5 protein-coding genes and 1 pseudogene are annotated in these 11,228 nt (G+C 64.1%); 3 read left to right on the top strand and 3 right to left on the bottom strand.

Annotation, left to right across the window (positions count from 1 at the left end; translation table 11 throughout):
* Positions 1–759: 759 nt before the first annotated feature.
* A pseudogene (locus QX041_RS32555) lies at positions 760–2,190 on the top strand (IS1182 family transposase); the annotation flags it as partial.
* A 105-nt stretch (positions 2,191–2,295) separates the two neighbouring features.
* Complete coding sequence (locus QX041_RS32550; protein WP_316167926.1) at positions 2,296–3,096, top strand: dienelactone hydrolase family protein; 801 nt, start codon at positions 2,296–2,298, stop codon at positions 3,094–3,096.
* A 261-nt stretch (positions 3,097–3,357) separates the two neighbouring features.
* Here QX041_RS32550 and QX041_RS32545 read toward each other — a convergent pair whose 3' ends face one another.
* The gene (locus QX041_RS32545; protein ID WP_316167925.1) at positions 3,358–4,749 is read right to left on the bottom strand and encodes a serine hydrolase; all 1,392 of its coding nucleotides are present in this window, start codon (positions 4,747–4,749) and stop codon (positions 3,358–3,360) included.
* Positions 4,750–5,389: 640 nt separating this feature from the next.
* Here QX041_RS32545 and QX041_RS32540 point away from each other — a divergent pair.
* Positions 5,390–6,646, top strand: a complete 1,257-nt coding sequence (locus QX041_RS32540; protein ID WP_316167923.1) for a 3-phosphoshikimate 1-carboxyvinyltransferase — start codon at positions 5,390–5,392, stop codon at positions 6,644–6,646.
* 395 nt (positions 6,647–7,041) lie between these two features.
* On the opposite strand, the gene QX041_RS32535 is transcribed toward QX041_RS32540, so the two are convergent.
* Together QX041_RS32535 and QX041_RS32530 are read right to left on the bottom strand one after the other, a co-directional pair.
* The gene (locus QX041_RS32535; protein WP_316167921.1) at positions 7,042–10,194 is read right to left on the bottom strand and encodes an efflux RND transporter permease subunit; all 3,153 of its coding nucleotides are present in this window, start codon (positions 10,192–10,194) and stop codon (positions 7,042–7,044) included.
* On the bottom strand, positions 10,187–11,194 hold the full coding sequence (locus tag QX041_RS32530) for an efflux RND transporter periplasmic adaptor subunit (RefSeq protein ID WP_316167919.1): 1,008 nt from the start codon (positions 11,192–11,194) through the stop codon (positions 10,187–10,189). The genes QX041_RS32535 and QX041_RS32530 overlap by 8 nt, the downstream gene beginning before the upstream one ends.
* Positions 11,195–11,228 lie beyond the last annotated feature (34 nt).

Here is an 11,228-nt window from a genome sequence, read left to right as displayed (position 1 = left end):
GCTAGGATGGAAAACTCCAGCAGAAGCGCTTGACGAGCTGCTGTCACGAATGAAAACACTTGGTGTTGCGACCACCGCTTGAGCCCGCCTCCCGGCATTCCCCGCGCGATGGTTGGGCGGCTTATACGTCCTCTCCCCGGGGACCGGCTGTCTTGCCCCCGTCACGAACGGATCATCGTCACCGTCCGCTTGGCCTCAGCACCGGGAGGCCAGGACCCTACGATTTCGCCGGCGCATCGGGCTCGTTCGTCCGCACGATTGCTCGCGCTGCGATCCAATGCACCCACCGCATCCCGCACCCACGTCTCGTGACGATCGCGAAGCGCCCCTCATGGCGGGACGGGATGCGCATAGTCAATCATGTTTTTCTGAAAAACGAAAGTAGAATATTTTCCGTGGGAGGACTGGACAAGGGTGATGTGCTTGAGGCGGTGAGTAAAATCAGATTTTGGGCGCATCGCATCAGAGGTCTACTTGTCGGTCGTGCGCGCCTGGCTCCGGGCCCGCACGAGTCTCGAGAAGCATATCCGCTCAAGCCCAGCAGGCCGACGTCTTTGGCGGCGGCGGGAAGGATCGTGTCCCCAAGCGTGGTGTAGCTGGCGGCCCACCGCGTTCGCCGGCTGGAGCCGGGCCTGTCAGCTGGCGATAGCCGTGACGCTAGCTCGTTCTGGAAGGCAGCTCGTGACCCTGGCTGTGTGAAAACGCTGCGCGGCTGTTATGATTCTCCAGTGATTCTTTTGGGGGAATCGATGAGGCGGCTTCGTTGAAGAGGCGGATCGTGGGCAATGGACGCTGTTGCCTGAATGCCTCGATGATTTCATTGACGAGAGCAACCCCGTTCGCGTGATCGACGCATTTGTCGAAGCGCTCGATTTGTCTGAGATGGGTTTTGAAGGGGTGGAGCCGGCAGCCACCGGTCGGCCGTCGTACCACCCCTCGGTTCTCCTGAAGCTTTACATCTACGGCTATCTGAACCGGGTGCAGTCGAGCCGGCGGCTCGAACGGGAGGCCGGCCGCAATCTAGAGGTGATGTGGCTGCTGGGTCGGCTCGCGCCTGATCACAAGACCATCGCCGACTTCCGTAAAGACAACGGCCTGGCGCTTCGCATGGTCTGTGCGCGCTTTGTCGAACTCTGCCGTGGGATGGGCCTTCTGGCGACGGCGAGCGTCGCCATCGATGGCAGCAAGTTCAAAGCCGTGAACAACCGAGACAAGAACTTCACACGGGCAAAGGTCCAACGGCGGCGTGCTCAGCTGGAGGAGAGCGTCGCGCGTTATCTGAGCCAACTTGACACGGCCGACCGCCAGGAGCCGACAGAGGCGCTGGCTGCGAAGGTGACGAGACTTGCCGAGAAGCTCACGAAGCTGAAGGAGGAAATGGGCAAGCTTGCCGCGTATGAGAAGCAGATGCTTGCGTCGTCCGATCAGCAAATCTCTCTGACCGATCCCGACAGCCGCTCGATGGCAACGAGCGGCCGCGGCTCCGGCGTTGTCGGCTACAATGTACAGGTCGCCGTGGACACCGAGCACCATCTGATTGTGACGCACGAGGTCACGAACAGCGGTTCAGATCGCGCCCAACTTGCTAACATGGCCAAACAGGCAAAGGCCGTTCTCAAGAGCGAGACGCTCGACGCTGTAGCCGATCGCGGCTACTTCAATAGCCCAGAGATCCTCGCGTGCCACGAGGCCGGAATCACGGTGACGCTGCCCAAGCCGCAGACGTCAAATGCTAAGTCGGAGGGACGCTTCGGTAAGCAGGACTTTGTCTATTTGCCAGAACAGGATGCCTATCGCTGCCCAGCTGGAGAGCGATTACCGTATCGCTATACAAACGAAGAAGACGGCAAGGTGTTGCGGCGCTACTGGACCACAGCCTGTCAAACCTGTTCGCTCAAATCCCAGTGCACGCCGGGGCCGGAGCGGCGGATTACACGGTGGGAGCACGAGCATCGGCTTGAGGCAGTGCAGCAGCGCCTTGACGCAAACCCGGAAGCGATGCGCCAGCGGCGCGAGACGGTCGAACATCCGTTCGGCACGATGAAGGCCCGTATGGGAGCGAGGCACTTCCTCACTAAATCGCTCCCAAAAGTAGCCGCCGAGATGGCCCTATCGGTTCTGGCCTACAACCTCACACGGGTCATGAACATCGTCGGGGTCAAGCCGTTGATCGCGGCAATCACAGCCTGAGAAACGCCCGCGTCCTCGTGGTCAGGACGGACGTCCGCAAGGCCGTTTTTACACGACCAAGACCCGAAGCGGACCATTGCCACGACATGGCAATATGGTATCCCGATGCTGGTCAAGGGCCATTTTCAAGCCGGGGGTTACGCAGTGATCAACCGAAGACACTTCGTGGGCGGGCTAACGCTCGTGGCGACCTCGCACCCTCTGTTCGCAGCACCTCCTGAGGAGCTTACAGCGATGAGTGTGGAGGGCTCCATCGCCTTGAAACGCTACAGTCCAGAGTCAACCGGAAAGCGGCCAGGAGTCGTAGTCCTGCATGGCGCGAGGGGCATTGAACTTAAGCCGCGTGCTTATGAGCGCTATGCTAATGCTTTGACTGCGGCAGGCATTGATGCCTACCTGATCCGCTACTACAGCCACGCAGACGAACAAGTGCTGGACAAGCTAAGCACACAGGAGGAGCGAGAAGCATATCGAACGGACCGGTTCGATATATGGGCCGACCGCGTATCTTCCGCTCTGACTGGCATCCTAGAAAGGCCTGATAGCTCTGGACGGGTCGGCCTGCTTGGGTTTTCACTCGGCGGTTACGTGGCTGCGGCAGCTGCGGCGCGAGACGACAGAGTCTCAGCTTTGGCCGTGCTCTACGGCGGGATGCCAAACAAAATGGTATCTCGCGTGAAGCGTCTGCCGCCTCTGCTCGAACTTCACGGCGACGCTGATCACAACGTTCCTCTTGCGCAAGGCGAGGCGTTGGTCAAACTCGCAAAATCGGTGGGAGCACAAGCCGAACAGGTCGTTTATCCAGGGAAAGATCATGGCTTCGACTTTTCGGATAACGATCCCGCGACAACCGACGCGATAGATCGAGTGGTTCGGTTCTTTCGATCCGACCTACAAACCGGGTAAGTCTCTCTACGTCGCGCTTGGTTGGTCTGCCTTTGGCCCATGGCTGCCGACTTGCGGCGCTGCGGCAAGTCGCCTGTTATCTGGGGTACACCGGCCATAGCGCCACTCCATTTCGGAGGACAGCCCATGGCCCGGCAGAGAAAGGCCGTCAAGGCCATGCCGTGTCGGTTATTCGAGGTTGTGCAGAAGAGATTTGCTCGGCATGAGAATTTCAGTCTTTGACCCTGAACGGGACGTCGCGAGCCGATTGCTGCATGCAGATCACTGAGGCAGCGCCACCCCGGCGATTTGCATGACGCCAAGCTGGTCGAACAACTCAATCTGCTCACCGTTCAGCACTGGAATGTAGCAACGACGTCTAGCAGCCGAGATCAAGATACAGAGCTTATCCTCCGCGACCGCCCATGTCCCCGTTGCAGGCCCAAAGGACTCGTCCCAGTGCGGATAAGTCATCCGGCCGTCGGGCTCGAATCGCATGGATAACGGACCATTCTTGAGCTTCGGACCGAAGCTGATCGTCTTGCCCTTGAATTTTGCGGCCAGGGTCTCACCTGTCGGTCTTTCGCCGGTTGCTGCGGTGAGCGAGGCATCGGGCCCCGGATCATAGCCATCGGCCTTCAGGATGAGCCAGAAGAGCCTGGCCATGTTGCGAAATGAAGGTTCGACGTACGGCGCATCGCGGTCGACACGATGCACCACGACAAGGTCGAGTGCGGGTACGACTAAGGCGTATTGGCCGCCGGCACCTTGGGCCATAAAGCTGCCCTCGGGCAAAGTCACCGTAGGCGCAACGTCACCGCCCAGAAAACCGATCCACCAGAGATAGCCATAGCCCATCCCGAACGCTGCTTTCGAATAGCTGCGCGTGCTCTCTTCCACCCACTCCCGCGGCACGATCTGGTGTCCGGCCCAATTGCCTTTGTGAAGATAGAGAAGTGCAAAACGCGCCAAGTCCCGTGCGCTCATGCGGATCTCATAGGCGGGGTGGATAGACGCTTCGCCGCGGACGTAGCTGCCATCCTGTGGCCGGTAGTCCTGCATGCCGATTGGCTTTGCGATCTTTTGGTCGAGCGCCTCGAAGAGGCCGGTGCCAGTTGCGTGCTCGTAGATCGTGCCAAGCGCGTTGAAGTCCCAATTGTTGTAATACCAGAAGGTGCCGGGCGGGTGACTGCCGCGCGGCGGTCTCATCTTGGCATTGTCCGGCGTCTCATAGAGCGCCGCGTGGTAGACCCCGGAACGCGCTTCGAGGAGTTCGCGCACCGTCGCGCCCTTCTCGACCCCGGTCAAGCCAGGCGGGTTATCGTCGATGCCAAGTTCGCCAAGCGTGCTGTCAAGGTTGATCTGGTGATCCGACACTGCGATGCCGATCAGGGCGCTGAGCATGCTCTTGCGGATTGAAGCGACTTCCATCGGCTTCGTCGTACTGCCCCACTCGGCCACGACCTTGCCGTGCTGAACGATCACAACTGCGCTCGAATGAATCTGATCCGAAAAGGATCGCGCTTGGGCCAATCCGGTTTCTGACCAACCCAATTCTGCAGGCGTGACGCGCTCCCACTCCGCTGCTGGGAAGCCATCTTCAGCTTGGGCATGCTCGAACCGAACCAAAGCGCCGAGCAGCACGACGGCGAAAACAATCTGGCGAATATGCATAGGATGATCCCACCCGTTGCGAGCTTGACCAGATTGCTAAACACTAATCATTAACAGAATTAAGCAGAACGCCTGTTGAAGTGTTTTCTTTGGATACCCGCCAACCATCCTCATAGCGACGTCTCTTGTTGGCCCATGGCTGCCGACCTTCGATGTCCGCGCTGACGGTCGCGACCAGAGGTAACCCGGACATAGTGATCCAGCCCGGTTCGATCGTGAATACCAGCAGCCCTCCACGTCCGTAATGGGCTGACAGCGTACGTGATCTGCCTGCCTCGGTGGCGTCCGTTCAGGGCGAATTCCGGACACGATGAGGCGTCCGATCAAGTCGCGAATTGACCCGGAGCAGTCATCCCGCTGCTAATAAGCCTCGACGGCGCCTCGTGCTCCCAAAATTACACGATGTTGGCGTGATGAAACTGCAGTGTTCAGTCCGCCGGGATGGAATTGAGTTTGACGTCGGCGAGCTTGGTGCCGCCGTTCATCTCCCAGGCGACCGTCGTGCCGCCGACGTTGCGTCAAACGATGCCGCTGTAGCCGTCGGCGTTGAAGTCTCCGGTGCCCCTTCCTTGATCCCTCCCCACAAGGATGAGGAGACGACTGCTTGCGCTGGCGACAAGCGTATGCCACTGGCGTCACCATGTCTTCGCCCCCGCTCGCCATCACTCCGCCTACGCACCCGCTCATTGGGCGAGTCACGCCGCCCGGCAGCAAGTCGATCACGAATCGGGCATTGCTGCTGGCGGCCCTCGCCCGCGGCAGAAGCCGGCTCACCGGCGCGCTCAAGTCCAGGGACACGACCCTGATGGCGGCGGCGCTCCGGCAGATGGGGGTGTTGGTCGACGAGCCGGACGAAACCAGTTTCGTCGTCACCAGCGCGGGGTGCCTGAGGGCGCCGGACGAGCCGCTGTTCCTGGGCAACGCCGGAACCGCCACGCGCTTTCTCACGGCGGCGGTGGCGCTCTGCAACGGGATAGTGACGATCGACAGCGACGAGGCGATGCGCAAGCGCCCGATCCGGCCGCTGGTGACGGCGATGCATTCTCTCGGTATCGCCGCCAGCGCTCCCACCGGCTGTCCGCCGGTGATGGTCGAAGGGCGCGGGCATTTCGGCTCGGGCCGCGTCGAGATCGACGGATCGCTGTCGAGCCAATACGTCTCGGCGCTGTTGATGGCCTCGCCGTATGGCGAAGGTCCGATCGATGTCGCCCTTACCGGCAAGGACCTCGATGCGCGCGGCTATGTCGACCTCACGGTCGCCGCGATGTCGGCGTTTGGGGCGAAGGTCGCGCCGGTCGATCGCACCACATGGCGCATCGAGCCCACCGGCTACACCGCTACCGACTTCGTCATCGAGCCCGATGCCTCCGCCTCGACCTATCTCTGGGCCGCGGAGGCGCTGACCGATGGCCGCATCGACCTCGGCGTGCCGATGGAGGCCTTCACGCAACCCGATGCGCAGGCAGCGAAATTCATCAGGATGTTCCCGCGTCTTCCCGGCGTGATCGACGGCTCGCAGATGCAGGACGCCGTTCCAACGCTCGCAGTACTGGCCGCCTTCAACCACAGGCCGGTGCGCTTCACCGGTATCGCCAATCTGCGAGTAAAGGAGTGCGACCGCATCAGCGCGCTCGCGACCGAGCTATCGCGCATCCGCCCCGGCCTCGGCCGCGAAGAGGGCGACGACCTGATCGTCGCCTCCGATCCCAAGCTCGCCGACCAGACGCTGCCGACGCGCATCGAGACCTACGAAGACCACCGCATCGCGATGAGCTTTGCGCTCGCGGCGCTCAGGATCGGCGGGATCGTCATCCTCGACCCCGAGTGCGTGGGCAAGACCTATCCCGGCTATTGGGATGCGCTGCGCTCGCTCGGCGTGGAGACGCGGGCGGCCTAAGCCGCGACGATCGTCTCGTCCTTCAGACTCGCTCTCGGAGAGCACGCTGTTGCGGCCGGCGTGCTTGGCCGCGTAGAGGCAGCGATCGATGCGTTCGATCCTGCCGATGAGCGTCTGGTCCGGACGCTTTGACCTCCCCGGCGTCCGCCGTTGAGTCTTCGGAACTTTGTGCGATGCACGAGTCCGTTGTTGGCCATCTCCGACCTTCCGGTCTACGCCTGGGATGTCCGTAACGGGCTGAATGCGAACGCCGGTCATTCGGTCGCGAAGGTCTGCAGTTGACCAGTGGCAAGCTCGTCAACACGGGTCGGAAGTTCATCTCCTTCATCCGGCCCGCACGGTGAAGCGTCGAGCAGCCACGTGCTGCAAAAGTCGCGGACGTCTCACGCCCAAGATCAGCTCGCCGCGACATCTGCGCGGGCGTGCACGCCGCGCGCGAACCGGCCGAAGCGCAGCGCCAGCGTCGGCAGCACCAGCAGGTTGAGCGCCATCGAGGTCAGGAGTCCGCCCAGGATGACCACGGCCATCGGTCCCTCGATCTCGCGGCCCGGTTCGCCGGCGCCGAGCGCGAGCGGCAGCAGGCCGAGGCCGGTCACCAGCGAGGTCATCAGGATCGGCACCAGGCGGTCGGCGGCCCCGGCGATCGCGGTCTCCAGAGTCCAGGCGCGGCCTTCGACGACGACCAGATGCTCGTAATGCGAGATCATCAGGATCGAGTTGCGCAGCGCGATCCCGAACAGCGTCACGAAGCCCACCATCGAGCCCAGCGACAGCACGCCGCCGGTCAACGCGACGGCGATGACGCCGCCGACGAAGGCGAACGGCAGGTTGATCAGCACCAGCACCAGGTTGCGCCAGTGCCCGGTGACGAAGGACAGCAGCAGCACGATGCCGATCGTCGCCAGCAGCGAGTTCACGAGCAGGTCGCGCCGCGACTTGGCCTGCGCCTCGGCCGCGCCGGTGAACTCGACATGGGCGCCCGGCGGCAGCTTGACCTCCTTGGCGATCTTCCGTTTGGCCGCCGCCACGAAGGATTCGAGGTCGCGCTCGGCCACGTTGGCGGTCACGGTCTGCACGCGCTGCCCATTGCGATGAAGCACGACGTAGCGCCCCGCGGTGCCGTAGATGTCCGCGACCTGCTTCAGGAGGATGTAGGCGCCGCTCGGCGTCCGGATCGGCATGTTGCCGATCTCGGTCGGGCGGGCGCTCGCATCGGGGTCGAGCTTGACGATGACGTTGAAGACCACGTTGCCTTCATAGGCCTGGCCGACCACGTCGCCCTGATAGGCGGTGCGGATCAATTCCAGCACCTCGACCGCGTCCAGGCCCCAGGATTGCAGATCGGTCGGGCGCAGGGTCACGTTGACCTGCGGCATGCCCGGCGGCGACTGCTGCTGGATGTCGATCGCGCCCCAGACCTCGCCGAGTTCGCGCGCGATGTCGCGCGCCGCACGCTCGAGATCGTCGAGATCGGGGCCGAACACGTTGATGACCACGGCGGCGTTGAAGCCGGACAGGGTCTCCTCGATGCGCTCGGTCAGGTAGGTCTTGATCGACAGGTTGATGCCGGCGAAGTTGGCGAGCGCGGCGCGGATGCGCTGTTGCGCCAGCTCCTGCTGTTCGCCTGATAGCCCCGGCTTCAGGTCGACCTCGATCTCGCTCGAATGCGTGCCCGCGGTATCGACGCCGGCTTCGGCGCGGCCGGCATGCTGCGCCACGCTGCGGACCTCCGGCACGCCCTGCAGGGCCCCGGCGATCAGTGTGCCCAGCCGCAGCGATTCGTCGAGCGAGGTGCCCGGCAGCGTCGAGACGTGGAGGATCAGGTGCCCTTCCTTCAGGTCGGGCAGGAAGGTGCCGCCGAAGAACGGAACCAGGCTTGCGCCGCCGGCAGTCACCAGCACGGCCGTCAGCATGACCGACTTGGGAAACCGGCCGAGCCGCCGCAACAGCGTCTCGTAGGAGCCGCGCGACCAGCGCACCAGTGGCGGCTCGCGTTCCTCGCGCGGCTTCCGGCCGGCCAGCAGCAGCATCGACAGCGACGGTGTGACCGTCAGCGCGACGACGAGCGAGGCCACCACGGCGAGGATGTAGGCGATGCCGAGCGGACCGAACAGCCGGCCAGCGAGGCCCGGCAGCGCAAGGATCGGCACGAACACCAGGAGCACGGCGAAGGTCGCATAGGCGACCGCGCCGCGCACCTCGAGCATGGCATCGTAGATGACGCGCGCTTCGCTGCGCGGCGACGGCAGGCATCGGTTCTCACGCAGCCGGCGCACCACGTTCTCGACGCCGATCACGGCATCGTCGACGACCTCGCCGATCGCGATGGCGAGACCGCCAAGGGTCATCGTGTCCAGGCTCTGTCCCATCCATTGCAGGGCCAGCACGGCCGATAACAGCGACAGCGGGATCGCGGTGCAACTGATGACGGAGGTGCGCCAGTCATAGAGGAACAGGAACAGCACGATGATGACCAGGGCGCCGCCGATCAGCAGGGCGAACAGCACGTTCTCGGTTGCCGCATCGATGAAGGTCGCCGGACGGAACAGATCGGCGTGCAGCCTGACCTTCTCGCTGTCGAGCGCCGGGCGCAGCTCCCGCAGCGCGGCCTCGACGCGCGCCGCGACAGTGCGTGTGTTGGCGCCGAACTGCTGGCTGATCATCATCATGATGCCGGGGCGGCCGTTGATCAGCGCGCCCCCGATCGGCGGCTCCGGCGCGTTCACGACCGTCGCGACATCGCCGAGCACCACGCTGGCGCCGCCCTGGTGCAGCAGGACCGTGCGCGCCAGCTGCTCGGGTGTGAGCGACTGGCCCTGTGTCTGCAGGATGACCCGTTGATTGGCGGTGTCGACGAAGCCGGCACCGCGCACGCCGGTGGCCTTGCGCGCGGCGGCGACGACGTCGTTCATGCCGACGCCGAAGCGGACAAGGTCGTCGGACCGCACCTGCACCTGCAGCGATCGGATGTCCCGGCCATAGGTCGTGACCTGCGCCACGCCCGCGACGGCCAGCAGCCGTCGGCTCACGGTCCAATCGGCGATCGTGCGCAGATCCATCAGCGAGCGCTGCTCGGAGGTCAACCCGATCGCCAGCACGGTGCCGGCCGCCGGGACCAGCGGCGTCATCGATGGCGCCCGCACGCCCTGTGGCAGGCTGCCGGCGACGACCGCGAGTCGCTCGGTCACCAATTGCCGCGCCCGGAAGACCTCGGTGCCGGGCTGGAAAATGACCGAGATGACGGACAGGCCCTGGATCGACGACGACCTCATGCTCTCGACGCCGGCGAGACCGTTGATCGCGGTTTCGATCGGCTGCGTGACCAGCACCTCGACCTGTTCCGGACTGAGCCCGGGGGCCTCGGTCTGGATCGAGACCTGCGGTGGCGCGAATTCGGGAAACACCGCGTAATTGGCGCTGCCTAGCGAGAAGATGCCGTAGCCGAGAATGGTGCAGGCCACCCCCAGCACGATGCCGCGGAAGCGGATGGCAAACGAGATCAGCGCCGCCTGGGGGCCGGTCGCGGCGCCGCGAACGCCGTCAATCATCGTCGCCGCCGCCGCGCAACTCGCTCTTGGCCTCCTCCGACAACAGCACCTGCGCGCCGCGCAGAACGATCTCGGAGCCCGACGGAATGTCCTGCACGACATAGTCGTCGTCGGACACTGGCTGGTCGGTGCGGATCGGGTGGCGCTTGAAGATCTCGGGACCGGCGCGCAAATAGACCCACGAGCGGCCCTGCCATTGCACGATCGCGGTGTCCTCGATGAAGACGCCGTCGAACGACTTGCCCGAGGGCACGTAGGCGGTGGTGTTCATCCCCGGCAGCAGCCCGCTGTCGCCGGCGGCGACGAAGTAGTAGCTCACGCCCTGGATGCGCGGATCCGTTCGCGGCGCAGCCGACAGATAGCGCAGATCGATGTTGACGCTGCGGGTCGGCGCCTGCGCCAGCGCGGCGCGCGGCGGCGCGGCCAGAGTCACGCCGGGCGGCAGCGTGACCTGCACCAGCAACTGCTCGCGTTCGATCAGTTGCACGACCTGCGGCGAGCGCTCGATGATGCCCTTGCCGATGACGGCACCCCATTCCTGCCGCGCCGTCGCCATCAAGGTCTTCACTTGCGATTCCGCCGCGGCCAGGGAGGCTTGATCAGTCCGGAACGTGCCCTCCGCCGCTTCTGCGTCCTTCCGCGGCATCGCCGCCGACTGCACGAGGTCGCGGGCGCGCTCGAATGCGAGTCTTGCGACGTCGAGTTTCGCTTGTGCCGTCTGCAGCTGCGCCTGGGCATTGGCGTAGTTGTTGGTCAGGTCGGTCAGCCTGGCGACGTCCAGCACCGTGCCGTAGGCGCGAAACTGTTCGGGATGGGATTCCGCCGCCAGGACGGCGGTCTGGAGTCCGATCTGCTTCTGTTGCGTTGCGGAAAGCTTGACCGTCGCCGGCTCCCGGCCTGCCGCGCCGTCAGACTGCGCCTGCGCGCACGACGACAGGGAAACCACCGTGAACAGCACGGCACCGCATGCGGCCGCAGCTCTCGTCCGTTGCCTCACCATGCAGTCCCGGCCCCATCGATCGGGGAAACGTCTG

Source organism: Bradyrhizobium sp. SZCCHNRI2009, assembly GCF_032485115.1.
GTDB lineage: Bacteria > Pseudomonadota > Alphaproteobacteria > Rhizobiales > Xanthobacteraceae > Bradyrhizobium.
The sequence above is the reverse complement of the archived record's forward strand: the minus strand, read 5'-3'. Positions and strand labels throughout refer to the sequence as shown.